This window comes from Brachybacterium sp. (assembly GCF_052095815.1).
GTDB lineage: Bacteria > Actinomycetota > Actinomycetes > Actinomycetales > Dermabacteraceae > Brachybacterium.
The window spans coordinates 5548-31659 of record NZ_JBQDLF010000033.1 but is presented as its reverse complement, the minus strand read 5'-3'; the positions used below and the strand labels follow the sequence as shown (position 1 = coordinate 31659).

The window sequence follows — 26112 nt, the reverse complement described above, 5'->3', positions numbered from 1 at the left end:
CACCCCGGCCCGTCGGCCGAGCCGGAGAGCGGGGCGCGCACTCTGATGCGAGCGGGGTCCTTGCTCTGACGCGAGCGGGGCAGGCACGGGGAACGGCATTGCCGAGTCCTCATGTCTGCCCCGCTCGCGTGCTGCTGCCGGCTGGTGCCGGTGGCTCGCCTGCTTCGGTGTCAGGCGGTGGCGGACTGCTTCTCGCGGTCGCCCCCGGAGCCCTCGCCGGTGGTCGCCTGAGAGGTGGCCGCTTCGGAATCGGCCGGGCCGTCCGCGGCGATCGCAGCCGTCTCCTCGGCCTGGATGACCTGGAAGGAGGTGCGACGGGTGGCGTCGTACGTCGGCTGATCGAGGATCTTCTCGCGCTTCGCGACGATCACGGCCACCAGCGACTGGCCGGTGACGTTCAGGGCGGTGCGGCCCATGTCCAGGATCGGGTCGATCGCGAGCAGCAGGCCCACGCCCTCGAGCGGCAGGCCCAGGGTGGACAGCGTGAGGGTGAGCATCACGGTCGCGCCGGTCATGCCGGCGGTCGCGGCGGAGCCGAGCACCGAGACCAGCACGATCAGCAGGTAGTCGGTGATGCCCAGCGGCACCCCGTAGAAGTTCGCGACGAAGATCGCGGCCAGCGAGGGGTAGATCGCGGCGCAGCCGTCCATCTTGGTGGTCGCGCCCAGCGGGATCGCGAAGCTCGCGTAGTGACGGGGCACGCCCATCCGCTCGGTGACCGTCTGGGTCATCGGCATGGTGCCCAGCGAGCTGCGGGAGACGAAGCCCAGCGAGGTCGCGGGCCACACGCCGCGGAAGAAGGAGCCGATGGAGAGGCCGTTGAGCTTCAGCAGCACCGGGTAGACGACCAGCAGCACGATGAGCATGCCCACGTAGACGTCGACGGTGAACACGCCGAGCTGGCCGATGGCCTCCCAGCCGTACGAGGCGACGGCATTGCCGAGCAGACCTACGGTGCCGATCGGTGCCAGGCGGATGACCCACCACAGCAGCTTCTGCACGATCTCGAGGGCGGAGCCGGTGACCTTGAGGAACGGCTCGGCCTTCTCGCCCACCTTCAGCACCGCGATGCCCACGGCGATGGAGATGACGAGGATCTGGAGGGCGTTGAAGCTCAGGGAGACGGCGCCGTCCTCGCCGGCCTTCCCGGCGATGCCGAGGAAGTTGGCGGGCACCAGGCCGGTCAGGAAGTCCATCCAGCCGCCCTGGGTGGAGGAGGCGGCTTCGGCGGAACGATCCACGCCGGAGTTCGCGCCGGGGGAGGTGATGGCGCCCAGCGTGATGCCGACCCCGACCGAGATGAGCGCGGTGACTGCGAACCACAGCAGGGTCTTCCAGGCCAGGCGCGCAGCGTTGGTGACATTGCGGAGGTTGGCGATCGAGGTGACGATCGCGAGGAAGATCAGCGGCGGGACCAGTGCCTTCAGCAGCGTCACGAAGATGGTGCCGATGGTGTTCAGTGCGGTGGTCAGCCAGTTCGCGCCGTCACCGCCGTCCTCGCCGGCGCCGGCGACGGGGCCGATCTGGGCAGCGACCAGCCCGAGGACGATGCCGAGGACCAGTCCGATCAGGACCTGCCAGCCGAAGGGGATGCCGAGGACTGCGCGCAGCGGATTGCGCTGGCGCGTCGTAGCCGTGGGGGAGGGTGTCGAGGTGCTCACGACAGCTGACGCTACGCCGACCTGGTCGCACTTTCAATGAAATTGCTATGCGGTCACATTAGTGACCCTTGGGGGTGCGGGGGTGGCTCATCGTGGGGCTTGGGGATGGTTGGTCAGTCGGCCGACGGGCTCGCTGTGGCAGCGGCACGCTCGGCGGGGGACTTCAGCACGCAGAACTGATTGCCCTCCGGATCAGCCATGGTCAGCCAGCCCGTGCCCGGCCCGTACTGCCCGCGGTGGTCGGCGACGAGGGTGGCGCCCTGCTCCTCGAGCCAGCGGATCTCCTGCTCCTGCGTGCGCTCGCGCGGACGCACGTCGAAGTGGATGCGCTTGGCCGGCAGCTCGGCATCGGGCACTTCGAGGAACAGGAGGGTGTGGCCGGTGTCCGGGTCGAAGATCGCGCACTCCTCATGTCCGGGAAGGTTCGGATCCTCCGGGTCCGTCCCGTAGTCGAGGATCCTGCGCCACCACTCGCTGAGGGCGTAGGCGTCGTGGCAGTCGATGCTGGTGTGGGAGACGAAGACGCTCATGCCCCCAGTCTTCGCGCTGCGGGCGGCACAGGCAACAGTGGCGGCGCGCCGATCCGCCGATCCGAGTCCGTCGATCGGTGGATACTCGGCTGCCGATTCCCCTCCGAGCGGCGGATGCGAGAGCGGTGCACGGCAGTGCATCGTAGGGGCATGCCTGAGAAGCACCTAGATCGCCACCGCGCCGCGTCGTCGACGACGGATCCGGCGGCGACGGGCGATGTCTCCACGGAAGGACCGGTGCCGGCCTTCGGGGAGAAGGCACCGAACCGCTTCGCCGCAGACGTCGAGTACAGCGGCACCACGGGCAGTCACGACTACCTGGTCCGAGTCCGCCACCGGCTCCTGGACACCACGTTCACCGTGGTCATCGACGGTATCGAGCACGATCCGAAGGCCGAGGTCAAGGCGAGGCCGCCGGAGGAGAGCGCTGAGGAGGACTCCGGAGCGGCGCGGGATGCGAGTGAGGGCACGGTTGCCGACGGGGACGACGGCCCGGCGCCCGAGGGGAGCGATGCCCCGGAGACGGACGAGAGCGAAGCCCCGGTAGCCCATGGGGGCGAGAACTCCGCCGCCGACGAGGACTCTCCCCTCGAGCTCGACGAGAGCGCCGACGCCGAGCCCTGGGCCGATGATGACCTCCGCTTCACCCTCAAGGACGGCTTCGCGACGCTGCTCTGCACGGTGCGCCGCCCTATGGACAGCGGCGGATATGCGAACTCCGAGGAGATCACCATCCGCACTGTCGGCCTGGGCGGCGCCGGCGAGGTCGAGATCCGTCGCGGCGTCAAGCGCATCGTGCTGGTTCCGGCGGACGGATCTCCGTCGGCTGCCCGGGAGGAGAAGCGCACCGCCCATCCCACCCGGTACGCGCTGGTTGCCGCGATCACGAAGTCAGCGCGCTACCTGCTGCCGCTGCTGGGCTTCGGTGCACTGTTCAGCGGCGTGCTCGACCCGTTGCTGGAATGGATCGAGGCGCGGGTGCGACCGGCGTTCGAGGCCATCGCACGGATGACCGAACCGGTGCGGGAATGGATTGCGCAGCTGCTGCGCCCGGTCCAAGAGTTCCTCGAGGCGGTGTTCTCCCCGATCAGGGAGTTCTTCGCCATGCTGCTGCGACCGGTGCGTGACCTGCTGGCCTGGCTGCTGGGGCTGCTGCCGGACATCGGCCTGCCCTTCGACATCCCCGACTGGCTGCCGGAAGTGCTGGTGCCGGTGATCGTGGTGGTGGGCGTCTTCTCGGCGACCCGCAAGGGACTGCACAGCCGTGGGGAGAAGCTGGCCGCGGCGAAGGCGGCGAAGGCGGCGAAGGCGGCGGGTGGCGAGGAGATTGAGCATCCTGGTCAGAGCGGCCGGGCCGAGGATGAGACGGACCCGTCGGACCCGTCTGCTGGACCTGCTCGTTCCGCGCCGTCTCCGACCGCGGACGACGACTCGCGGGCTGGGGCCGCGGCCGATGTGCGCGCGCCGGAGGACGAGGTGCAAGCGGGATCGCTCAGGTGAGGTTGTCGTCGAGGAGCTTGTAGGCCCTGCCTCGCGCGTTACGCGGTGTGACCTGGTTGAAAGCCCATGCGGCGGGGCTGCCGACGGTCTCCAGCGGGGAATCGCGCCGTCCGGTGACCGTTCCTCCACAGATCCTGCCCGTCCTCAGCGGTGAGGAAGGTGGGCACCCTCGACTAGCCTGTCGGAGTGGCCATAGCTCTGTATCGACGTTACCGCCCGGAGTCCTTCGCCGAGGTGATCGGCCAGGACCACGTCACCACGCCCCTGCGGCGTGCGCTGCGTGCCGGGAGGATCGGTCATGCCTACCTGTTCTCGGGCCCGCGCGGCTGTGGCAAGACCACTTCCGCGCGCATCCTCGCGCGCTGCCTGAACTGCGCTGAGGGGCCGACGGACGTCCCCTGCGGTCAGTGCGACTCCTGCCGAGACCTCGCCACCGGCGGCGCCGGCAGCCTCGACGTGGTGGAGATCGACGCCGCCAGCCACGGCGGTGTCGATGATGCTCGTGAACTGCGCGAACGCGCCTCTTTCGCGCCCGTGCGAGACCGCTACAAGGTGTTCATCATCGACGAGGCCCACATGGTCACCTCGGCCGGGTTCAACGCGCTGCTGAAGTTGGTCGAGGAGCCGCCGGACCATGTGAAGTTCGTCTTCGCGACCACCGAGCCGGACAAGGTCATCGGGACCATCCGCTCACGCACCCACCACTACCCCTTCCGGCTGATCCCGCCGCAGGTGCTGGGCCCCTACCTCGAAGAGGTCTGCGCCGCCGAGTCCGTGCAGGTGGGTGAAGGCGTGATGCCGCTGGTGGTGCGCGCCGGCGGCGGTTCCGCCCGTGACTCGATGTCGGTGCTGGACCAGCTGATGGCCGGGGCGGGCGAGGGCGGGCTCGACGTCGCCACTGCGATTGCACTGCTGGGCTTCACCGACACCGCGCTGCTGGACACGGCGGTCACCGCAATCGCCCAGCGGGACGCCGCCGCGCTGTACGGGGCGGTCGAGCATGTGCTCGCCACCGGCCACGAGCCGCGGCGCTTCGTCGAGGATCTGCTGGAGCGGATGCGCGATCTGATCGTGCTGGCAGCCGTGCCGGACAAGGGCGCCGATCTGCTGCCGCAGGTCCCGGCCGGTGACCTCGAGCAGATGCGCGGCCAGGCCACCATGTTCTCCCCGGCCGATCTGTCGCTGTGCGGGGACCTGGTCCACGAGACGCTCTCGACGATGAGCGGTGCGACCTCCCCGCGGCTCCACCTCGAGCTGCTCGCGGCCCGTCTGGTGCTGCGCAACGAGCGGGCCGCGCTCGCCGCCGGTGACGGTCCTGCCCAGGTCGGGGCAGCCGCACCGTCGGGAGCTGGGGCCCCGGTGGCCGGTCCGGCCCAGGGCGCGCCCGGAGCGCCCGGCGCTTCCGGTGCGCGTGACGAGGCGCGACGCATCGCGCAGCAGAAGGTCGAGGCGGCGCGTCAGGCCCGCACGGGCCGCGCCCCGGTGCCCACGGAGCCGCGTGAGCAGCCCGCCCCGCAGCACGCGCAGGCCCCGGTCGCCTCCGCTCCGGCCGCCGCCCCGGCCGCCCCCGCGAGCACAGAGCAGCAGAGCGCCCACGTCCCAGCTCCCGCAGCGCAGGCACCCAGCACCTGGGCACCCGCGGCAGCGGCGCAGAATCAGCCGTCGGCCCAGCAGCCCCGTCCTGAGCAGGAGCCGCCCTTTACGCAGCAGCCGTCAGTGCCGCAGCAGTCCTCGGGGGCCCAGCAGGCAACGCCGGCGCAGGATCCGAGCGGCCCGTCGTCGGCGCCCATGGAGCAGACGGCGCCGCAGGCGTCACCGGCCGCTGCAGCACCTGACGGTCTCGATGCGGAGCATGTGCGCGGGCATTGGTCCGCGATCTTGGACGAGCTCCAGCAGATCCGGCGGCCGAGCTGGGCGCTGGTGTCCCAGAACGGGCACGTCAACGGGGCCCACGGCAGCACCCTGGTGATCGGCTTCCGCACCGAGGGGCTGGTCCATGCATTCCACCGAGGTACCGCCGGCGAGAATCTGGCTGACGCAGTGCGTCGCATCCTGCACACCGATGTCTCCGTTGAGGCAGTAGTCGGGGAGGATCCCGGCCCCGGCGGCGGTGGCAGCGGGACGAGCGGTCCGGGTGGACCGAGTGGATCGAACAGTCCCGGCGCACGTGGCGGCGAGGGCCCGAGCGGACCCGGTGCCCGCGGAGACGGTGGCCCGAGCGGCCCCGGAGATGCTGGCGGGCCCGGAGGGTCGAGGCGACCGCAGGCGGCACGCCCAGAGCCGGACGCGAACCGGCCCCATCCGGCTCCATGGGGAGACGCGGCGGCTTCCCTGCCGCCGCGCGACACCGCAGCGAGCACCGCCTCGAGCACCGCAACGAGCGCCGCCGCGAGCTCTGCCCAGCAGGCCCCTCGCGAGGAGCCACCCGTCTCCCTGGGCCAGCGCGCGTCCGAACGGGCCATGGCGGCCGCAGCTCGTGCATCCCAGTCCGGCCGGGGCGGCTCCGGCTCCGAGCGTGTCGAGGATTTCGCCCCTGAGCCCGACGACCCCTACCCGCCGGACCCTCACGACGAGTATCCGCCGGACGATCACGGTGCGAGGAATGAACTCCCCTCGCAGCAGGCTCCCGAGCAGCGCCCGGGCAGCGGCACTGGGCAAGAGCGCACCGGACGCTGGTCCGATGCACTGCATCAGGCAGAAGCGGACCGTGGGACGGCAGTCGGCGCCGCCCCCGCTGGCCCGGCGTCTGCCAGCACCGCGCCTGCCAGCACCGCGCCTGCCAGCACCGCCCTGAGCGGCGAGATCCCCGTGGTGGACGACGAAGGCCGGGACTCCGTCTCGCCGGAACAGCCCCGCACCTACGGCCAGAATGCGCTGAAGCGAGCGATCGCCGAAGGCCGCGTCGTCCACTCCCGACCGGCGCAGACCACTGCTGCCTTGACGCCCGCCGGTTCCGTGCCAGAGGGCCCCGCCCCCTCCGGGGTCGTGGCCGCCGATGCCGGCGGTGTCGCCGAGGAGCCGGGTGCCCCCGCTCTGCAGGCTGTGCCAGCGATGGGACAGAGCTCGGCCGCGAGTGCCGCCTCCGCGAACATCCCCCCGCACACGGATGCCGCATCGAGCTCCGCAGACGCGCAGGCAAGCACCGCCACTGCCCGTGCTGCGGCCTCCTGGGGCACCGCAGTGTCGACCACCGGCGCCGGCACCGGCGCTGGCACCGCGGCGACCAGCACGTCGGGGCCGGGCCCGGCCGGGCCCACTGCATCGGCGATAGCCCCGTCGGCCCCGCCGGTCTCCGCGCCGTCGACCGCGGCACCCCTGCAGCCCGTGCCCGCCCGCAGCGGCGCCGCGATGGTTCGTGAAGCCGCGCAGGCAGCGCAGGCGTCCCGCCCGGCGGGGCAGCGCTTCCGGGGGGCTCGAGGGGCCCAGCCCGATGAGGCCATGGCGGATGTCGACCCCACTGGCGGCGCGACCCGTGAAGACGCAGACGCCACCGGCGCCAACCGCAACGGCCGCGAGGTCATCGAGAAGCTGCTCGGCGGCAAGGTCCTCGAGGTCATCGACGAGAACCGTCCCCGCTAGAGCCCGTCGACCCCACCAGCGGGAACAGCGGGGCGAGGCTCAGAGGTTGCGCGGCTCAGACGTCGCGCGGCTCGAGCAGGCTGAACAGGTCGGTGCGCAGGCGAGCCGGATTCATCCCCTGGGAGGGCGGCGTCACGTAGAACTCCCAGAAGGGGTAGATCATCTGCTCCTCGGACTCGCCGATGTGCTCCGTGAACTCTCCCCACTTCTCGGCCAGCCCGGCGTAACCGCCGAAATGGGAGACCCAGCCCACGCGGCCCGCCGGCAGCACCGAACCGGTCACCTCATAGCCGCTGGGCAGGGACAGCGCCTCGGTGAGGGGCGCGTCGATCGGGAAACCGACCTCGAGATCACTGGTCGCGACCGGGGCGCGATGGTGCAGGGCGAAGGCGGGGCCGATCGGGTGCAGCCCCGCGGCCTCCAGCACCTCGATCAGATGCGAGAAGGTGCCGTCCATCAGGGTGGGCATCTCGTACATCGGGAAGTCCCGCTTCGACACCACGGCGGTGGGGATCTCCGGGGCCTGCGCCACCTGGCATTCGGAGGCAGGCTCCGCGGAGTCGTAGGGGTACGGCATCGAGGACATCGATCCTGGTCCTGTTCAGAGTCGACAAAGGGCCGTGCAAGCACGCGACGACCCGGTGATGACCGTACCGCCCCAGCGTGGGTGTCGCCACTCCGGGTGATCGGCGGCCCATGACCGCCCTCCGGGCAGGTGCGACACCCGTGGTGGCAGGTGGGTCACCCTGTGGAGCCGCACGTCGGCCCCGGGAACTACAGTTGGGCACGTGTACGAAGGCATTGTTCAGGACCTCATCGACGAGCTCGGCAGGCTGCCGGGCATCGGCCCCAAGTCGGCACAGCGGATCGCATTCCATCTGCTGGACGCCGACGATGCTGCTGTGCGCCGACTCGCGGAGGTGCTGATCAAGGTCAAGGACACCGTGCGCTTCTGCGAGGTGTGCGGCAACGTCTCCGCCGAGGACGAGTGCCGCATCTGCTCGGACCCTCGCCGCAGCGAGGAGATCATCTGCGTGGTCGAGGAGTCCAAGGACATCATCGCGATCGAGAAGATCCGCGAGTTCAAGGGCCGCTACCACGTGCTCGGCGGCGCGATCGATCCGATCGGAGGCGTGGGTCCGAACGACCTGCGGATCACCCAGCTGATGAGCCGGCTCGGTTCGGGGGAGACCAAGGAGGTCATCCTCGCGCTGGACCCGAACATCGAGGGCGAGGCCACCTCCGCCTACCTCTCCCGCCTGCTGAGCCCCCTCGACCTCACGGTCACCCGCCTCGCCTCCGGACTGCCCGTGGGCGGCGACCTCGACTACGCCGACGAGATGACGCTGGGTCGCGCCTTCCTGGGCCGCCGCGCCGTCTGAGGCCTCCCAGGAGACCCCATGACCTCGCCCTACACCCGCTCGCTGCCGCCGCTGAAGGACCTGCCGGCGCCCCGACGGCTGCCGGACGAGGCCACCCACCTCACCCCGCCCGGCGAGATCATCGCCGAGTCGAAGGGCGCGATCCGGACGCGCCTGCTGCGGATCTTCTGGGCCCCCGCCCTGGTGATCCTGGGCCTGTGGTACCTGCTGCTGGTGCTGTACGTCCTCGGCGCCTCGCCGACGTTCTGGTTCCTCTCGCTGCTGTCCGCACTCGCGGAACCTGCCTTCCTCCGGGCGACACTGATCGATCTGGGGTTCACCAGCACCGGGCTGGGCTCCGCCTTCCTGCTGGTCCCCGCAGCGGCGACGCTGCTCAGCCTGGCCCTGGTGCCCCTGGCCCCCAGCGTGATCGCCGGCCTCCAGCCGCGCCGCTTCCTCAGCGAACGGCAGTTCCAGCGCGCCGTCGCCACGCGGGTCACGACGGTGCTGATGCTCCCGCCGCTGCTGGTGGTGATCGCCCTGCCGGTCGCCGTGCTGCTGGGCGTGCCGCAGCCGTGGACCGGCCTCGGCGCGGGCCCGCTGTCCTCCCTCTGCCTGGCGATCCTCACGCTGCAGCTCGCCTGGGTGCTGGTGCGCCGCACCGTCACCGCGCCGAAGCTGCTGGGCGTCACCGATGCTGAGGCGCTGCGGACCACGGCCCGTATCGGCCGGGATCCGCAGGAGCGGCGCGAGGCCGCCAAGCAGGTCCTGGTCCAGGATCGCCGGCACCTGCCGCCGAGCCCCGGGAGCGAAGCAGCCAGCGCCGCCTTCACCCCTCGTGGCGCAGTGATCACGCTGGCGCTGCTGTCCTGGGCCAGCCTGACCTGGGTGATCCCGGCCGCCGCCGGGCTCGGCTGGGTGATCTTCGGGATCACGGACATGGTCACCGTGATCGTCGGCTTCACCACGATGGATCTCGTCGACGCCGGTTCCTCGCTTCCCATCGTGCAGCTGCTGCTCGCCCTGCCGGTGGCGGCCGTGATGCTGCTCGGGCTCGCACTCGCCCCCGGGACCGCCATGATGCTGTCCCCGGGACAGCGCGACCAGGTCACCGATCAGCGCACCTACGAGGACTGGAGCCACCGCGCCCGGGTGAACCCGTGGGAAGCACGAGTGGTGGGCCTGACCGGCTGGATCACCGCCGGCTGGGGCCTGCTGGGCGCGACCATGTTCGCCGTGCTCCTGCAGGTGGTGCAGGTCGCGACCGCACTGAGCTGGGTGTGGATCGTGGCCGGAGCGCTGGTGCTGGTGCCCCTGCTCGGGCTCGCCGCCGCCTCGGCGATGCGCCGCGGGCTGAGGGACCTGCTCTATGGACCGGCCGGGGACTATGTGCGCCGGGAGAGCCCGTACGCCCTGGTCGCCCCGGATATCGGCACCCGCGCGGATCGTGCCAAGGATCCTGCGGTGCGGGCCGCGCTGCGCAAGCGGCTCCAGGCCGCCGGTGGTGACCACACGCTGGAGATCTTCGACCTGGACGCCGCCGGGGAGCGGCTCTGGGTCGATGACTCCGAGCCCGGCGCGAAGGACACCGCAGTGCGTGCGGCGGACCTCTCCCGTGGGACCCTCCCGGACTTCGGTGGCGAAGGCTCAGCCTTCACCGGCGGTGGCCAGGCCAACGGCGGCCGGGCCAGCGGTGACTACACCCCGCCGGGTCACGGCATCCCCGACTCCGTCACGGGGCTGCGGGAGCTGTAGAGCGACAGGTCCGGAGCCAGGGCCGGGCTAGAGTTCCGCGCTGGAGTTCGGGGCGGGTCTTTGCCGGTGCTGCGGGCCGACGGAGAGCCGGCCTCAGGCGATCCGTGTCCCGCTGCCCAGATGCCGGATCGGCACCGCGAGCCTCCAGGTCGCTACTGCGAGTGAGACACCTCCCGCGAGCATCCACAGCGTCAGGCCCATCGGCCAGATCGGCCGGTTCGGCATGGCGGCGAGGTCCTCGGGATAGCCCTCTTCCCCTGGCTCGCAGTAGTTGTTGTGGGAAGGATGGGTGATCGTGGCGGCGACGCGCATCCCGCTCTTGATCAGCCGCAGAACATCCGTGTTCTCCTCCCCGTCCCTCCAGTAGTCCGTCGGCAGCGGGGGCGCCGCTTCGGCTAGCAGCACCACCGGGTTCCCCCACAGCATCGGCATCGTCAGATCCACGCGCGGGACATCGCTGGTGCCCTGCTCCGCCACGCAGCGCCCCATACGCGCGCCGTCGGCGTGATCGTAGGTGGAGTAGTACTCGGTGACCTCGCGCTCCTGCTGCAGGAAGATCGCCGAGGAACCCCAGGCGATCGGCAGCACCACGGACACACCGAACACGATCACGTAGGCCAGCACCACCGAGCCCAGCTGCCGGTTCGTCACCGCGGACAGTCCCAGCCCCACGGCGGTCACGCACAGCGTCAGCAGCGCGATGACCAGCACGATCCGCAGGAAGTAGAACACCCCGATCCCGCCCAGCACCGCGATCGGCACCAGCGAGGGCAGGGCGAGCACCAGGAACGCAAGGCCCGTGAGGAAGCCGGCCAGCAGCTTGCCCAGCACGATCTCCAAGGGACTGAGCAGGCTCGCCTGGAGCGTGGCGAGGGTCCCGGCGGTGCGGTCACCGTTGATCGATCCGGCGGAGAGCGCCGGCACCACCAGCAGCATCGCGAACAGCACCAGGATGACCTGCAGGCTGAAGATCACCGCAGCGACCGGCTCGAGGGAATCCCACTGCGCGGTGTAGAGCGTGGGAGCGAGCCCCAGCCCGCCGATGCCCAGCAGCACCACGGTCCACACCGCGAGCGCGACATACCAGCGCCCCGAACGGATCCGTTGCCGCAGCTCGAGCGAGGTGACCAGCCACAGCCCTCGCGGGCGCAGCGAGAGGATGCCGTTGAGGGGACGGCGGGGACCAGTCGGTGCCGGACCGCCGGATGAAGCCCCGCCGGAGGGTGGACCTCCGGATGCCGGACTGCCGGAGCCTGGACCGCTGGAGCCCGGGCCGCCGGACGCTGCGGGCATGGGCGCTTCGGGCACAGAGGTGGACGCGCTCATCACAGGGCTCCTTCACGGTGGGCGGCATCGGAGGCGAGGTAGGCGGCCTCGAGTCGACCGGTCGCGGGACCGAATGCGATGACCTGGGCCTTCGCGGCGGTGAGGTCGGCGAGCAGGCGGGCGGCGGTGGCCTCGTCGGGCAGCTGCACGATCACCTCTGCATGACCGCTGGTGGTGCGATCGGGGCCGAGCACCCCGCGGTGGCGCACCCCGAGCCGTCCCAATGCCGAGGCCAGGGCCTGCAGATCCAACGAGCTGATCCTCCAGGGGCGCGGCCGAGCCGCCAGATCGCGCACGCTCGAGGCGTCCACCACCCGGCCGGAGTCCATGAACACCACATGATCAGCCATCTCCTCGAGCTCAGTGAGGATGTGGCTGGAGACCAGCACGGTGGTCCCCGCAGACGCCAGCGAGCGGACCACCCGCAGCAGGCGTCGGCGCGACGCCGGGTCGAGCCCGGAGGCGGGCTCGTCGAGGATCAGCACCGAGGGGCCATGGATGAGCGCACGGGCCAGACCCAGGCGCTGCTTCTGCCCACGGGAGAGCACGTGCGCGGGCTGTTGGGCGAGAGAGGCGAGATCCAGCAGCTGCAGCAGCTCATCGACCCGCTGCCGCAGCTCGGGCCCGGGCAGGAAGTAGGCACGGCCCATCACCTCGAGCACCTCCGCCACCCGCAGCGAGTCCCACGCCCCGAACTGGTCCGGCATCCATCCCACGCTCGCCCGCACCGCCGGGGAATCGGCCGACGGGTCGACGCCGTCGATCAGCACCCGGCCGGAGTGCGGGGCCAGCAGCGAGGCGAGCATCAGCATCAGCGTCGACTTGCCGCAGCCATTGGGGCCCACCAGCGCGGTCACCGCGCCGCGCGGCGCGGTGAAGCTCAGATCATGCACCGCCTGCACGCTGCCGAAAGCACGGCTCACATGTTCGGCGACGATCCCGGGGGTTGCGCCGGCGGCGAGGTCGGTGCGGTGCGCGGGCGCCGGGGCCAGCGCGCCGTAGCTCGTGGCGCGTCCGGGATACGACTGCAGGCCGGGCGCTGCCGCGCCGTTCTGCGTGGGACTCTCGTGCGTGGGACTCTCGTGCGTCGGACCGCTGCGCACCGGGGCGCTCTGCGCGGGCCCGCTGAGGGGCGGTTCGTTCTGCGCGGGACTGCTGTGGGCAGGGCCGTCGGACTGGATCGGCCAGTGGTCGTAGGCGCCGGACGTGTGCGGCGGCGCCTGTTCCCCCTGCGATCCCCGGCCCGTGCCCCCGGCCGCGGGTGTGCTGTGCGTCATGTGCACAGACTGGCATGCCGGAACCCGTCGCGGGCAGGACTTCGCGGGCACATTACGGGGACGAATCGTGGGGGAGTGGTGGAGGATGCCCAGGGACTGAGCAACGAGAACGGGCGCTGGAGAGCAGGCTGCGGAGATACTTCCGCAGGGTGCGCTCCAGCGCCCGTCGTCCTCCGATGCTCAGCAGGTCAGGTGATCCCGCTGAGCCAGCGGGCTCACTCCGCCATGGCGGCGTTGCCCTCCTCCTGTGCCTGCGGGATGCCCTCCTCGGCGGTGAGGCGGCCGATGAAGACCTCCTGGAAGACCGGGATCGCGGCGGTGAGGCCAGCATTCGCGCGGGCGCCGGTGTCGGCCTCAGCGGCGTTCTTCGCGGCGTCCACGAAGATGCTGACGTCCACGCCCTTCTCCTCCCAGAACGCGATGAAGGCGTCCTGCGCGTCGACATGGCCGGGGAAGGAGACGCCCTTCTCGGCGAGCGGCAGCTGGCCGTTCTTGCTGCCCAGCCAGGTCAGCAGCTCGGTGATGCCGGTCTGCTGCTCCTCGTCGGCCTTCGCGTTGCCCACCGCGACCACACCGTGCACCAGGGACTTCGCGCCCGCGGGGCCGGCCACCGGCGCGGCGAGCGCCCACTCGAAGGAGTCGGCCACGCCATCGGAGATCGCCAGCAGGTTGTAGGGGCCGGACTGGAACAGGCCGAGCTTGCCCTGGGTGAACAGGTCGCGGGTGAAGTCACCGTTCTCGTTGGTGTCTGCGGCGCTGGGGGCCACGTTCTCCACGTTGATGAGGTCGGCCATGTACTGGAACGCCTCGATGCCCTCGGGAGAGGCGAAGGTGTACTGGTCGTCCTTCTGCCACTCGGCGCCGTTCGAGGCGAGCATCGGGCCGATGATCGCCTGGCGGTCCGCCTGCGAGTTGAAGCCGAACTGCTCACGGGAATCGGCGTCGAAGCCGTCCTCGCCCGGGTGCTTGCCGGCACCGTCCAGGGTCAGCGCCTTTCCGGCATCGCGCAGCGAGTCGGTCTCCGCGGCGGGGTCGAAGGCGAGGGCCGACGGGTCCACGCCCGCCTCCTCGACCAGGGCCTTGTTGTAGAACAGGGCGATCGAGTCCCAGATCTGCGGCACGCCCCACAACCCGCCGTCGCGGGTGTAGAGGTCCACCACGGACTGCTCCCACTGGGCCGCGCCGTCGGGGATCACCTCGTTGATGTCCAGCAGTGCCTCGGAGTCCTTGAACTGGATGTAGTTCGCGGAGTTCATCCAGTACACATCCGCCGCGTCACCGCTGGCCACATCCAGCGGCAGGCGGGTCCAGTAGTCGGCCCACGGCACCACGTCGATCTTCACGTTCCAGCCGCTCTCGGCGGTGAACGCGGTGAAGGACTCCTCGTACGCGGCCACGGCATTCTCATCCCACAGCCGGAAGGTCAGCGTGCCCTTGTCCCCGCCGGTGCTGCCACCCGCGTCGCTGGCGCCGCTGCCCGGGGTGCCGCCCGAGCCGCCGTCATCGCTGGACGGGGAGCACGCCGCCGCGGTGGTGAGCAGGCCGGCGGCGGCGAAGGAGGAGAGGAGAGTACGACAGTTCAACATGTGATTCCTTCCGAGAACACTAGTGCTCCTATCATCAACCATTCGTGCTGGTGATGGGGTGATGTATGTCTTCGGGTGACGCCGATGCGTGTCCGCGTCAGCGCAGCGTCGCCTCGCCCACCGAGCGGGTGATCTGCTTCTGGAAGACCACCATCAGGATCACCAACGGCAGCATCGCCAGCGTCGTACCCGCCATGACCAGGGTCCAGTTGTTGTTGTACTGCGATTGCAGCGCGGAGGTCGCCACCGTGATCACCCGCCACTCGGGGCCAGAGGTGATCACCATCGGCCACATGAAGTTGTTCCAGTGGGTCACCACCGTGATCAGCACCAGGGTCACGATGATCGGCCGGTTCAGCGGCACCACCAGATGCCACAGCAGGCGCAGGGTGCCCGCGCCGTCGATCCGCATCGCATCCATCAGCTCGCTGGGCACACCGCGGAAGTTCTCCCGCAGCAGGAAGATCGCGTAGGGGGAGCCGAGCACGAAGGGGAGGATCAGGGCCCAGAAGGTGTTGCGCAGCCCCACCTCGCTCATCATCAGGTACAGCGGCACCACCACGACCACCTGCGGCACCATCAGCGTCGCGATGTACACCCAGAACAGCAGGTCACGGCCGGGGAAGCGGAGCTGAGCGAAGGCATAGGCGGCGAGCACCGAGAACACCATCTGGCCCACCAGGATCACGGCGACCATCTGCACCGTGACCACGACCGGGGTGACGAAGCCGTCTGGTGAGGTGAACAGGCCGATGAAGTTCTCCAGCACGGGGGGCACGGGGATCGACAGCGGTCCCTGCTGGGCGAACTGCCGGGTGGAGGTGAATGCGGTGAGCACGGAGAAAAGGAACGGTCCCAGGGTCAGCACGGCGGCGACGGCGAGCACCAGGTAGGTGATGCCGTGGCCGAACAGGCGCCGTGCGAGCAGCGTGCCGGTGAGGCGGCGTCGGCTCGTCGGGCGCGCGGGGGTGGCCTCGGGAGCATCGGTGTTGGCGTGCGGTGTGGCGGTGCGCGGTGTGGTCATCTCGTCGGTGTCCTCTCAGCTCATGTCGTAGGTGATGCGGCGGGAGAACCAGCGCTGCTGGGCCACCGTGATCACCACCAGGAGGAGGAACAGGATCACCGCGACCGCGCTCGCGCGGCCCAGGCGGCTGGAGACGAAGGCTTCCTGGTAGATCAGGGAGGCGATCACCTCGGTGCGGTGCTGGGGGCCGCCGCCGGTGAGGGCGAAGACCATGTCGAACACCTGGAAGCTCGCCACCACCTGGGTGACGGCGAGGAAGAACGTGGTGGGGCGCAGCAGCGGGACCGTCATGAACCACAGCTGCTGGGCCGGTCCGGCGCCGTCGATGCGGGCGGACTCGTAGATCGAGCCGGGGATGCGGGTGAGCCCGGCCTGGAAGAACAGCGAGATGTAGCCGACGTTCTGCCAGATCGCGACGAAGGCGACCGCGGGCAGGGCGAGCGACGGATCGGTCAGCCATTCGATACGCACGCCCAGGATCTGGTTGAGCGCACCGACCGACGGCTGGAAGATCCACTTCCAGACCACGCCGAGCGCGAGCGGCGCACACACCCAGGGGATCACCACGATCACCCGCACGATCGCCGAGCCCGGCAGGGCGCGCACCAGCTGCGTGGCGAGGATCAGACCCAGCGCGAGCGAGACCGGCACCGAGATCAGCGTGAAGATGCCGGTGACCAGCAGGGAGTTGGTCAAGGCGCCGTCCGAGAGCAGCGCCTGGTAGTTCTCTATCCCGATGAAGCGGCGAGTGCCCAGCAGGTCCCAGCGGAACAGGGAGACGACGAAGGCGATCAGCACCGGCAGGATCAGGAAGGCCGCCACCCCGATCAGGCTGGGGGCGATCAGCAGCCAGCCCAGCAAGGGCCTGCGCGAGTTCATGCGGCCCCTCTCGTGCGCGGTGTCGTGCTCGGTCTCATCGGATCAACGTATAGCAGGTCAGCGTTGCACCCGTGCGTCGTGCCCAGCGATGGTCGGGGCCGGCCGACGGGGCCAGCCGACGGGGCGAGCCGAAGGGGCTGGCCGACGGGGCCACAGGGCCGCAGGGCGCAGCCGACCGAACGGACGCAGAGCGGCGCGGTGCCGCTGTGCTCCATTACGCTCGGCACCATGAGCTCAGCGTCGCAGCCAACAGCCCCGCAGCCCTCCGGTCAGCACCGGACGCAGCCGCCGGGCCAGAACGAACCGCCGAGCCCCGCACCGGCGCATCATCATGACGTCCCGGCCTCCGCCCCGGTGCCGGGCGGGCATGTGCCGGCCGCGCCCGACCGGGACCACCAGCTGGAGCGCGCGCTGCCCACCGTCACCCATGACGACCCGTCGGACCCTCACGCCTCGATCTACGACCGCGGCTTCCTGCGCGCCGCCGCCGTCACCGTCCCGGTCGCGCTCGCCGACCCCGCCACCAACGCCGAGCGCCACCTCGAGGTGCTGCGCGACCTCGACCGGCAGCAGGTGGGGCTCGCGGTGTTCCCCGAGCTGTCCCTGACCGGGTACTCGCTGGACGACCTGGTGCTGCAGGAGCCGCTGCTGGACGCCGCCGAGCAGGCGATCCTCGCCGTGGTCGAGGCCAGCCGTGAGCTGATGCCGCTCATCGTGCTCGGCGCCCCGCTGCGGGTCCCCGCCCGCAACCGCGTGGTGAACGCCGCGATCACCATCCATCGCGGGGAGATCGTGGGCATCCACGCCAAGCAGCACCTGCCCACCTACCGCGAGTTCTACGAGCGGCGCTGGTACGCCTCGGGGGACGACGTCTGCTGGGAGAATGTGCGCATCGGCCGGACGGAGCATCAGCTCACCCCGCACCAGCTGATCGAGGTGCCCGACGTGCCGGGCCTGAGCCTGTTCGTGGAGATCTGCGAGGACATGTGGGTGCCGATCCCGCCGTCGGCCGAGGCCGCGCTCGCCGGCGCCACCGTGATCGCGAACCTGTCCGGCTCGCCGATCACCATCGGCCGGGCCGACGAGCGCAAGCTGATGGCCCGCTCCGCGTCCGCCCGCTCCCAGGCCGCGTACATCTACGCCGCTGCCGGGGAGGGGGAGTCCACCACCGACCTCGCCTGGGATGGACAGACCTTCATCTACGAATGCGGTGACCTGCTGGGCGAGACCGAGCGCTTCCCGCAGGGCCCCCGCGCCACCATCGCGGACATCGATCTCTCCCGGGTCGTGGCCGAGCGGCGCCGCATGAACACCTTCGACGACAATCGGCGCATCCACGCCGAACGCCTGAAGGAGTACGCCGGCAGCCGCGCACGGCTCCTGTTCGGAGTGGAAGCGGCCGACGAGATCTCCTTCGACGCCTGGGACCCTGACGGGGACTCCCAGCCCGTCGGCCGCCCCGCGACCGGGCCGCTGCGCCGCAAGCTGGACCGCTTCCCCTTCGTGCCCGACGACCCGGCCCGCCTGGCCCAGGACTGCTATGAGGCGTTCTCGATCCAGGTCGCGGGTCTGGTGCGTCGGCTGAGCGCGATCGGCGGGGACAAGCCCGGCGGCACGAAGCCGGTGCTCGGCGTCTCAGGCGGTCTGGACTCCACGCATGCGCTGCTGGTGTGCGCACGAGCCATGGACCTGCTGGGTCGCGACCGCTCCGAGATCCTCACCTACACGATGCCCGGATTCGCGACCACCGAGCACACCCGCTCCAACGCCGAGCTGCTCTCGCGCGCGGTCGGTGCGAGCTTCGAGACCATCGACATCCGTCCCTCCGCCACCCAGATGCTGAAGGACATGGGCCATCCCTACGGCAGCGGCGAGGAGGTCTACGACGTGACCTTCGAGAACGTCCAGGCCGGGATGCGCACCGACTACCTGTTCCGCCTGGCGAACCACCACGGCGGGATCGTGGTGGGCACCGGGGACCTCTCCGAGCTCGCGCTCGGCTGGTGCACGTACGGCGTGGGCGACCACATGTCCCACTACGGCGTGAACGCCGGCGTGCCCAAGACCCTGATCCAGCACCTGATCCGCTGGGTGGTCGCCGAGGAGATCTTCGGCGACGACGCCTCGGAGGTGCTGCAGGCGGTGCTGGACACCGAGATCAGTCCCGAGCTGATCCCGGCGCGTGAGGGCGAGAAGGCGCAGTCCACCGAGAGCTCGATCGGTCCCTACGCGCTGCACGACTTCTTCCTCTATCACCTGCTGCGTCGCGGCTACGGTCCGGCGAAGACCGCCTACCTCGCCCATCAGGCCTGGGGTGACGTCGACGCCGGAGAGTGGCCCGCCGGCTACTCCGACGCCGACAAGCGCCCCTATTCCCGCGAGGAGATCAAGCACTGGCTGACGGTGTTCGTCCGCCGCTTCTTCGCCAATCAGTTCAAGCGCTCCGCCCTGCCCAACGCCCCGAAGGTGCTGGCCGGCGGCTCGCTCTCCCCGCGCGGTGACTGGCGGATGCCGGCCGACGCGACGGCGAAGGCCTGGATGGCCGAGATCGAGCGCGACGTGCCGGGGGAGTAGACCTCGGCGGCGCCCAGCTCAGCGAGCGGGATCGCCTCCCGCGCCCTTCCGCCGCCCCGCGCCTCGCCCCGCGGCTCCGCGGTTCCTTCGCCCAGCCGCCCCGCGCCCCGCCCCGCCGCCGCGCGGTTCCTTCGCCCAGCCAGCGGGGCAAAGTGGGCGAATAGATGCGGCCATTCCCCCTACTTTGCCCCGCTGGCGCCTACTTTGCCCCTCTGGCGCGTGGCGGGTGCCTGACACAGGACCGATGCCCCCTGATGTGGCCCGCCCCGCCGAGCGCGCCCCGGCCTACTTCACCGCACCCATCGACAGGCCGCGCACCAGCTGCTTCTGCGCGATCCAGCCGGCCAGCACCACCGGCAGGGAGGCCAGCACCGAGGCGGCGGAGAGCCGCGCCAGGAACTGCCCTTCCGAGGTCATGGTCGACATCAGGAAGATCGGCACTGTCGCGGCATCCGCAGCGGTGAGGTTCAGGGCGAAGAAGAACTCGTTCCACGCGAAGATCACGCAGATCAGCGCGGTCGCTGCGACGCCCGGGGCGACCATCGGCAGCAGCACCGTGCGCATGGTGCGCAGCAGTGAGGCCCCGTCGATCGACGCCGCCTCGAGCACCTCACCGGGCACCTCGAGGAAGAACGAGCGCATCATCCACACCGCGATCGGCAGGTTCATCGCCGTGTAGAGGACGATCAGGGTGAGGATGTTGTCGAGCATCCGGATCTGTCCGGCGATCACGTAGATCGGCATGATCACCGCGACCACCGGCAGCATCTTGGTGGAGATGAAGAAGAACAGGAAGTCCTGAGTCCGCTTCACCGGTCGGATGCTCACCGCATAGGCGGCGGGCACCGCGAGGATCAGCACCAGCACGGTCGAGCAGACCGTCGCGGTCACCGAGTTCAGCAGGTACGAACCAGCCCCGGGAGTGCTGATGATCGAGGCGTACTGGTCCAACGTCGGCGTGAAGAAGAAGGTGGGCGGATTCGAGGCCGCCTGGCTCTCCTGCTTGAAGCTGGTGAGCACCATCCACGCCACCGGAGCGAAGAAGATCAGCCCGGCGGCCCAGGCGAGCACGGACAGCAGATGCCCGCTGACCTGGCCCTTGGGCCTGCGGGGGCGGATGGTGGTGGCGGTCGGGCGTGAGAGACGCGGGGCGTCGGCGTGGGCGGTCGCTGTGCTCATGACTCCCTCTCCTTCCGTTCGTTCCTCACGGTTCGGCGACGGAGGGTGCTCATGACTGCTCCTTGGAGTTGATGCTCGTGAAGATCAGGCGCAGCGCGAAGGTGGCGATCACGATCGTGGCGATCACGGTGACCACGCCCATCGCAGCGGACTGCCCGATGTCGAAGCCGAGGAACGCGCGCTGGTAGATGTAGAACGGCAGGTTGGCACTGGCGGTGCCGGGCCCGCCCGCCGTCATCAGATAGATCTGGTCGAAGGTGTTGACGACATAGATCGCGCCCAGCAGCACCGACAGTTCGAGGTAGAACCGCAGGTGGGGAAGGGTGATGTGTATGAAGGTCTGCCAGGCGCTGGCGCCATCCATCGAGGCGGCCTCGAGGACGTCACCGGTCTGAGACTGCAGGCCCGCCAGGAGCAGCAGCATCATGAACGGTGTCCACTGCCACACCAGCGCGATGATGATCGAGACCATCGGGAACTGGCTGGTCCAGTCCACCGGGGAGATCCCTACGGTCCCGATCAGCCAGTTGACCAGGCCGTACGTCGGATCGAACATCGAGATCGACCAGAGCATCGCGCCGGCCACCGGCATGATGAGGAAGGGCGTGATCAGCAGGGTGCGGATGAAGCCGCGGCCGAAGAACTTCCGGTCCAGCAGCAGCGCGAGCCCCAGCCCCAGCAGCAGCGAGACGACCACGCAGCCCAGCGTGAACAGGATGGAGTTCAGCGCCGCGGTGCGGAAGGTGGAGTCGACGAAGATGTCGAGGTAGTTGCGCAGCCCCACGAACTTCTCGCCCTCGGGGCGCAGCAGGTTGCGGGAGCGCAGGGAGTACCAGATCGTCAGCAGGAACGGGATCTGGGTGCAGACGACCACGAACAGGAACGCGGGCATCAGCGGCAGTCGGCGCCGCCAGGCCTCGGCTTTGGAGTAGTCGCCGCCCTGGGCGGGGCGGGCGCGGGGTCCGTCGGTCGACGGGGTGCGCGGCGCGTCGGGCCCGCGGCCGACGGGAGCATCGGTGGTGGTCGACATGGCTCAGCCTTCCCATCCGTAGGTGCGGGCGACCGATTCGGCGAAGCCCTGGGACTGCTTCAGCGCCTCGTCGACGCTCTTCTGGCCCGCGATCGCGGCGGAGAACTGCTGGCCGACGCGGGTGCCGAGGTCCTGGAACTCGGGGATGCCCACGAACTGCAGGCCCGGGTAGGGGACCTCCTCGGTCATGGACTGCTCCTGGGTGGCGGCCGCCATCGAGTTCAGGGTGGGCTCGGCGTAGGTCTTCGAGAGCTCCGCGTACTCGGGGATCTCATAGGTGGACAGCCGGGAGCCGGGCGGCAGCGCCTCCCAGCCGATCTCCTCGCCCACCAGCTGGAAGTAGTCGGGATGGGTCATCCAGGCGATGAACTCCCAGGCCGCATCCTTCTTCTCGCTGGTCTCCGGGATGGCCAGCGCCCAGGAGTACAGCCAGCTGGTGGAGTCGGTGAGCTCGGTGGGTCCCAGGGCGTAGCCGGTCTTGCCGACGACGGTCGAGGACCGAGGGTCCTCGATGCCGGAGACCATCGAGGTGGCGTCGAACCACATGGCGGCGTTGCCCTGGCTGACCAGGTTCAGGCAGTCGCCGAACCCGGAGGTCGCGGCACCGGGCTGGCCGAAGGTGCGCACCGTGTCGACGTAGGTGCTCACCGCCTCGCGCACTTCGGCGGACTCGAGGGCGGGGGCCCAGTCCATGTCGAACCAGCGGCCGCCGAAGGTGTTGATGACGGTGTTCATCGGGGCGAGGTTCTCGCCCCAGCCGGCCAACCCGCGCAGCGCGAGGCCCGTCATGCCGGCGTCGGGGTCGTGGAGGACCTCGGCGAACTCCTGCAGCTCGTCCCAGCTGGGACGCTCGGGCATCTCGAGCCCTGCCGCGTCGAAGAGGTCCTGGCGGTACACGAGGAACGCGCTCTCGCCATAGAAGGGCACCGAGTGCATGGCGCCGTCCACGGTCAGGGCGTCCTTGATCGTGGGGATGAAGTCCTCGGGCTGGTAGCCGTCGGTCTTCGCGATATAGGGCTCGAGGTCGGTGAGCCAGCCGTTGGCGGCCCACAGCGGAGTCACATAGTTGGAGATCATCACGACGTCGAACTCGCCGCCGCCGGAGGCGACCGACGCGGTGATCTTCGCGCGCGCCTCGTTCTCCGGCAGGGACACGAAGCGCACGTCGATGTCGGGGTGCTGCTCGGTGAAGCGGTCGATGAGGCTGATCGCGTCCTGCATCTGCGGATTCGAGACGATCGCGACGACGAGCGATTCCTTGCCGCCGGAGCCTGCGCCGCAGGCGGCGAGGCCTGCCGCACCGAGCCCGGCGAGGCCTGCTCCGAGCACGCTGCGACGGTTGGGCTGGAGCGTGCGGAAGGGCTGCGGTGCGCTGGAAGTCTGCGGCGAGCGGGGACGCTGGCGGGTGCGGGGATCCCGCGGAGGTGGCGGCGATCCTGGAGGAAGGCTCAGCCCCGAGCGGGGGTGAGGGGAGGGGGAGAGGGGTCCCATGACTGGTCTCCTGTGAGCGGTTCGGGCCGGGGGTCGGCGGTGTCCGACATGGTCGACCGACAGCGATGTCGGTCTCGCGCTGGGTGACGCGCTGAGAGCGTCGCGCAGAGAGCACACGACAGCTCTGCCGCGACCCTCACTTGATAGTTGTAGACGCTCAACTGAGAGTGAGCGTAGTCATATACTCTCAACTGAGCAAGGGGCGGGCACAGATGTTCGTCGCGCGATGAGTGCGGAAGGAGTCGCCATGGGGTCCAGGGAGCCCTCCGGAACGGATGCTGGAGCGGGGGTTGCGGGTGGTGACGCTGCGGGCAGACGCCATCCATCCGACGGCGGCGCAGCCCGCGGTCGTGCGGCCGACGGCAGTGCGGTCGACGACCGCTCCCTCAAGGTCGCGCTGGCGACCGAGCACTATCTTGACGGCGTCTCCAAGGTGGAGCTCGCCCGCCGCCACGACCTCTCCCGATTCCAGGTCGCGCGCCTGCTCGACGAGGCCCGCGCGGAGGGCATCGTGCGCATTGAGGTCGTCGATCCGGTGGCCGCCGGGCGCGATCACGCCCCGCTCGCCGCGCAGCTCGGCATCTCCTCGGTCACCGTCGCCTCCGCTCGCCCGGGGGAGTCGATGCGCGCCGCGATCGCACGACAGGTCGCCGGCCTGCTGCCGCTGCACCTGCAGGAGGGCGGTCGCCTCGGCGTCGCCTGGTCCCGCACCCTGCTCCACCTCCCCGATTCCCTCGGGGTGCTGCCCCTGGCGGACATCGTCCAGCTGGTCGGGCCGCTCAGCGCCCCCGGCTACTCCACCGCACAGTCCTCCGCGCTGGTCCACTCCCTCGGCCGGCACACCGGCGGGCAGGTCTGGGCGCTGCCCACCCCGTTGATCGTCGACTCCCCGCAGGTCGCAGCCTCGCTGCGGTCGATGGAGGAGGTCCGTTCGGCCCTCGATGCGGCCGACGCGCTCGACGTCGCGATGGTGTCGATCGGGGCCTGGTCCGCCGGAGCCTCGACCCTGTGGGCACGGCTGCGGCCCGACGAGCAGCAGCGCGCACAGGACGCCGGGGTGGTCGCCGAGATCTGCGGAATCCTGCTGAACGGCAGCGGCGCGGTCTGGCACTCCACCATGGAGGATCGGGTGATCGGGGTCCGCGCCGACCAGCTGCGCCGGGCTCGCGTGATCGCGGCCGCACCGGCGGTCGGGCGACCCGAAGCCGTGATCGCCGCCGCACGCTCCGGGTTGGTCGACGACATCGTGCTCGCCCCGGAGCTCGCCGACCAGGTCGCCGCACTGCTCGACTGAGGGTGCGGGGTCGGGCATGGGTGTGGCTGCGGCTGCGGCCGCGACTGTGACGGCGGGTGCGGGTGCGGGTGCGGGTGCGGGCGCGGGTGCGGGTATGGACGCGGGTGGCGAGCGCGGGACCGGGGTCGCGACTGTGTGGCGAGAACCTGCCCCGGGACGGCGCACTCCCGGATCAGGTGAGCGATAGGTCTGCTCATTTGACGCCGGGGTGTGTATCGTCGGACTCCCACCGCACTCGCCGACGAAGGATGAGCCATGACCGCGCTGAACGCCTCCACCCTGTCCGAGATCGGCACTCGCGGCGAGGTCGCGGTGCCGAGCTATGCCCCTGACGAGCGACGCATCGGCATCGTCCACTTCGGCGTCGGCGGCTTCCATCGCGCGCACCAGGCCATGTACCTGGACCGGCTGATGAACGCCGGCCGGGACCGCGACTGGGCGCTCTGCGGCGTGGGCCTGCTGCCGGGCGACGCCCGGATGCGCGATGCGCTCACCGCCCAGGACGGGCTGTACACGCTGGTCACCAAGGCGCCCGACGGAGCCCGCGACCCTCGCATCGTCGGCTCCATCGCGAAGTACCTCTTCGCGCCCGACGATCCCGAGGCCGTGCTCGCCCAGATGACCGACCCGGCGGTGCGGATCGTCTCGCTGACCGTCACCGAGGGCGGCTACAACTACAACCCCTCCACCGGTCAGTTCCAGTACGAGACCGAGGCCGTCGCCGCGGACCTCTCCACCGGTTTCGCCGCCGTGGGCGCCGCCGCGGCGGGCCCGGACGGTGCGAACGGTCCGGACGGTGCGGACGTTGTGAACGGTCCGGACGGTGCGGACGTTGTGAACGGTGCGGACGGTGCGGATGGTGCCGGGGCGGATCCCGCGCACCCCGCCGGGCACCCTCGCACCATGTTCGGCTTCGTCGTCGAAGCGCTGCGCCGCCGCCGCGAGGCCGGCACCGCACCGTTCACCGTCATGTCCTGCGACAACGTGCGCGGCAACGGTGACCTCGCCAAGCGCATGATCCTCGCCTACGCACGCAGGCGCGACGAGAACGGCCTGCACGGCGACGCCCCGATCGCCGACTGGCTCGAGTCCGAGGTCGCCTTCCCCAACTGCATGGTCGACCGCATCACCCCGGTCACCGCGCCCGAGGACATCGAGATGATCGCCAGCGACTACGGCATCGAGGACGCCTGGCCCGTGGTCAGCGAGGACTTCGTGCAGTGGGTGCTCGAGGATCACTTCCCCGCCGGCCGCCCCGCCTACGAGGAGGTCGGCGTGCAGATGGTCGAGGACGTCGAACCGTACGAGCTGATGAAGCTGCGCCTGCTGAACTGCTCCCACCAGGCCATCGCCTACTTCGGCCTGCTGCTCGGGCAGACCTACGCCGACGAAGCCGCCGTCGACGAACACCTCGCGCCCTTCACCCGCACTCTCTACATGGATCACGAGGGCACGCCCGCCGTTCCCGAGGTGCCCGGCATCGACCTGGACGCCTACAAGGACGAGCTGATGGCCCGCTTCGCGAACCGCGAGGTCAAGGACACCCTGGCCCGCCTGGCCGCCGAGTCCTCCGACCGCATCCCCACCTGGCTGGTCCCCGTGATCCGGGAGAACCTCGAGGCTGGCCGGGACGTCACCGCCTCCGCCGCGATCGTCGCCTCCTGGGCGCGTTACGCCGAGGGCATGGGGGAGAACGGTGAGGAGTGGCCGGTGGTGGACCGCCTCCACGACCGCCTGATGGCTGCCGCAGCCCGGCACGATGAGGACCCGCTCGCCTTCCTCCGCGACGAGGAGCTGTTCGGCGACCTCGTCCAGCAGCAGGCATTCACGACGCCCTACCTCCACGCCCTCGAGACCCTCCACACCACCGGCGCCCGCGCCCTCCTTGCGGAGCTCGTCACCAGGACCTGAGGCACCCCCTCCCGTGCACCTTTCCCGCCGCGTGAGCGGGGGAAAGTTGGGGGGGATCGAACCAAATTAACCCCCCATTTGCCCCCGCCCGTGGGCGGTGCCCCCGGGGGGGGGGATGCGCGCCGCTGGCGGGGCGGCGCGCGGGGGGGGCGGGG

At 70.4% G+C, this 26112-nt stretch carries 18 protein-coding genes; 7 read left to right on the top strand and 11 right to left on the bottom strand.

The features are described from left to right. Positions 1–170 precede the first annotated feature (170 nt). The gene (locus ACTH43_RS12950) at positions 171–1661 is read right to left on the bottom strand and encodes a dicarboxylate/amino acid:cation symporter (RefSeq protein ID WP_441445315.1); all 1491 of its coding nucleotides are present in this window, start codon (positions 1659–1661) and stop codon (positions 171–173) included. Between the two features lie 113 nt (positions 1662–1774). Then, positions 1775–2191 carry a VOC family protein gene (locus ACTH43_RS12945; RefSeq protein WP_441445314.1) on the bottom strand — a complete coding sequence of 139 codons (417 nt, stop codon included), beginning with the start codon at positions 2189–2191 and terminating at the stop codon, positions 1775–1777. Between the two features lie 150 nt (positions 2192–2341). On the opposite strand from ACTH43_RS12945, the gene ACTH43_RS12940 reads away from it, so the two are divergent. Next, the gene (locus ACTH43_RS12940) at positions 2342–3691 is read left to right on the top strand and encodes a hypothetical protein (RefSeq protein WP_441445313.1); all 1350 of its coding nucleotides are present in this window, start codon (positions 2342–2344) and stop codon (positions 3689–3691) included. 186 nt (positions 3692–3877) lie between these two features. Beyond that, positions 3878–7270: a DNA polymerase III subunit gamma and tau gene (locus tag ACTH43_RS12935; protein WP_441445312.1), complete on the top strand. Its 3393-nt coding sequence runs from the start codon at positions 3878–3880 to the stop codon at positions 7268–7270. Positions 7271–7325: 55 nt separating this feature from the next. Here the strand turns inward: ACTH43_RS12935 and ACTH43_RS12930 are convergent, their stop codons facing one another. Next, on the bottom strand, positions 7326–7856 hold the full coding sequence (locus tag ACTH43_RS12930; RefSeq protein ID WP_441445311.1) for a transcriptional regulator: 531 nt from the start codon (positions 7854–7856) through the stop codon (positions 7326–7328). Between the two features lie 202 nt (positions 7857–8058). On the opposite strand from ACTH43_RS12930, the gene recR reads away from it, so the two are divergent. After that, complete coding sequence (recR, locus tag ACTH43_RS12925) at positions 8059–8652, top strand: recombination mediator RecR (protein ID WP_441445310.1); 594 nt, start codon at positions 8059–8061, stop codon at positions 8650–8652. Positions 8653–8670: 18 nt separating this feature from the next. Beyond that, the gene (locus ACTH43_RS12920; protein WP_441445309.1) at positions 8671–10386 is read left to right on the top strand and encodes a hypothetical protein; all 1716 of its coding nucleotides are present in this window, start codon (positions 8671–8673) and stop codon (positions 10384–10386) included. A gap of 93 nt (positions 10387–10479) precedes the next feature. Here ACTH43_RS12920 and ACTH43_RS12915 read toward each other — a convergent pair whose 3' ends face one another. The 5 genes from ACTH43_RS12915 to ACTH43_RS12895 all read right to left on the bottom strand — a co-directional run bounded on the left by ACTH43_RS12915 (position 10480) and on the right by ACTH43_RS12895 (position 16478). After that, a complete protein-coding gene (locus tag ACTH43_RS12915) occupies positions 10480–11712 on the bottom strand; it encodes an ABC transporter permease (protein WP_441445308.1) in 1233 nt (410 codons plus the stop codon). After that, complete coding sequence (locus ACTH43_RS12910) at positions 11712–12989, bottom strand: ABC transporter ATP-binding protein (protein WP_441445307.1); 1278 nt, start codon at positions 12987–12989, stop codon at positions 11712–11714. The genes ACTH43_RS12915 and ACTH43_RS12910 overlap by 1 nt, the downstream gene beginning before the upstream one ends. Positions 12990–13204: 215 nt before the next feature. Next, a complete protein-coding gene (locus ACTH43_RS12905) occupies positions 13205–14575 on the bottom strand; it encodes an extracellular solute-binding protein (RefSeq protein ID WP_441445306.1) in 1371 nt (456 codons plus the stop codon). A 97-nt stretch (positions 14576–14672) separates the two neighbouring features. Continuing rightward, on the bottom strand, positions 14673–15599 hold the full coding sequence (locus ACTH43_RS12900; protein WP_441445305.1) for a carbohydrate ABC transporter permease: 927 nt from the start codon (positions 15597–15599) through the stop codon (positions 14673–14675). A 15-nt stretch (positions 15600–15614) separates the two neighbouring features. After that, complete coding sequence (locus ACTH43_RS12895) at positions 15615–16478, bottom strand: carbohydrate ABC transporter permease (protein WP_441445304.1); 864 nt, start codon at positions 16476–16478, stop codon at positions 15615–15617. Between the two features lie 228 nt (positions 16479–16706). On the opposite strand from ACTH43_RS12895, the gene ACTH43_RS12890 reads away from it, so the two are divergent. Beyond that, positions 16707–19052 (top strand): NAD(+) synthase, encoded by a 2346-nt coding sequence (locus tag ACTH43_RS12890; RefSeq protein ID WP_441445303.1) that lies wholly within the window; start codon positions 16707–16709, stop codon positions 19050–19052. 285 nt (positions 19053–19337) lie between these two features. Here the strand turns inward: ACTH43_RS12890 and ACTH43_RS12885 are convergent, their stop codons facing one another. From ACTH43_RS12885 to ACTH43_RS12875, 3 genes are read right to left on the bottom strand one after another with little or no spacing between them, the layout of a single operon-like run. After that, positions 19338–20231, bottom strand: coding sequence for a carbohydrate ABC transporter permease (locus ACTH43_RS12885; RefSeq protein WP_441445302.1), 894 nt, complete (start codon positions 20229–20231; stop codon positions 19338–19340). 49 nt (positions 20232–20280) lie between these two features. Continuing rightward, positions 20281–21261 carry a carbohydrate ABC transporter permease gene (locus ACTH43_RS12880; protein WP_441445301.1) on the bottom strand — a complete coding sequence of 327 codons (981 nt, stop codon included), beginning with the start codon at positions 21259–21261 and terminating at the stop codon, positions 20281–20283. A 3-nt stretch (positions 21262–21264) separates the two neighbouring features. Next, positions 21265–22590, bottom strand: coding sequence for an ABC transporter substrate-binding protein (locus tag ACTH43_RS12875; protein ID WP_441445300.1), 1326 nt, complete (start codon positions 22588–22590; stop codon positions 21265–21267). A 409-nt stretch (positions 22591–22999) separates the two neighbouring features. Here ACTH43_RS12875 and ACTH43_RS12870 point away from each other — a divergent pair, with 409 nt between their 5' ends. Both ACTH43_RS12870 and ACTH43_RS12865 read left to right on the top strand, forming a co-directional pair. Continuing rightward, positions 23000–24046 carry a sugar-binding transcriptional regulator gene (locus ACTH43_RS12870; protein ID WP_345075479.1) on the top strand — a complete coding sequence of 349 codons (1047 nt, stop codon included), beginning with the start codon at positions 23000–23002 and terminating at the stop codon, positions 24044–24046. A gap of 255 nt (positions 24047–24301) precedes the next feature. Beyond that, on the top strand, positions 24302–25957 hold the full coding sequence (locus tag ACTH43_RS12865; RefSeq protein ID WP_441445299.1) for a mannitol dehydrogenase family protein: 1656 nt from the start codon (positions 24302–24304) through the stop codon (positions 25955–25957). Positions 25958–26112 lie beyond the last annotated feature (155 nt).

What these genes read in the sequence shown, in the direction of transcription:
- ACTH43_RS12880 (WP_441445301.1), bottom strand. Translation starts at nt 21,261, where the DNA reads ATGTCGACCACCACCGATGCTCCCGTCGGCCGCGGGCCCGACGCGCCG.
- ACTH43_RS12885 (WP_441445302.1), bottom strand. Translation starts at nt 20,231, where the DNA reads ATGAGCACAGCGACCGCCCACGCCGACGCCCCGCGTCTCTCACGCCCG.
- ACTH43_RS12895 (WP_441445304.1), bottom strand. Translation starts at nt 16,478, where the DNA reads ATGAACTCGCGCAGGCCCTTGCTGGGCTGGCTGCTGATCGCCCCCAGC.
- ACTH43_RS12905 (WP_441445306.1), bottom strand. Translation starts at nt 14,575, where the DNA reads ATGTTGAACTGTCGTACTCTCCTCTCCTCCTTCGCCGCCGCCGGCCTG.
- ACTH43_RS12890 (WP_441445303.1), top strand. Translation starts at nt 16,707, where the DNA reads ATGAGCTCAGCGTCGCAGCCAACAGCCCCGCAGCCCTCCGGTCAGCAC.
- ACTH43_RS12940 (WP_441445313.1), top strand. Translation starts at nt 2,342, where the DNA reads ATGCCTGAGAAGCACCTAGATCGCCACCGCGCCGCGTCGTCGACGACG.
- ACTH43_RS12900 (WP_441445305.1), bottom strand. Translation starts at nt 15,599, where the DNA reads ATGACCACACCGCGCACCGCCACACCGCACGCCAACACCGATGCTCCC.
- ACTH43_RS12870 (WP_345075479.1), top strand. Translation starts at nt 23,000, where the DNA reads ATGGGGTCCAGGGAGCCCTCCGGAACGGATGCTGGAGCGGGGGTTGCG.
- ACTH43_RS12920 (WP_441445309.1), top strand. Translation starts at nt 8,671, where the DNA reads ATGACCTCGCCCTACACCCGCTCGCTGCCGCCGCTGAAGGACCTGCCG.
- ACTH43_RS12915 (WP_441445308.1), bottom strand. Translation starts at nt 11,712, where the DNA reads ATGAGCGCGTCCACCTCTGTGCCCGAAGCGCCCATGCCCGCAGCGTCC.
- ACTH43_RS12865 (WP_441445299.1), top strand. Translation starts at nt 24,302, where the DNA reads ATGACCGCGCTGAACGCCTCCACCCTGTCCGAGATCGGCACTCGCGGC.
- ACTH43_RS12930 (WP_441445311.1), bottom strand. Translation starts at nt 7,856, where the DNA reads ATGTCCTCGATGCCGTACCCCTACGACTCCGCGGAGCCTGCCTCCGAA.
- ACTH43_RS12910 (WP_441445307.1), bottom strand. Translation starts at nt 12,989, where the DNA reads ATGACGCACAGCACACCCGCGGCCGGGGGCACGGGCCGGGGATCGCAG.
- ACTH43_RS12945 (WP_441445314.1), bottom strand. Translation starts at nt 2,191, where the DNA reads ATGAGCGTCTTCGTCTCCCACACCAGCATCGACTGCCACGACGCCTAC.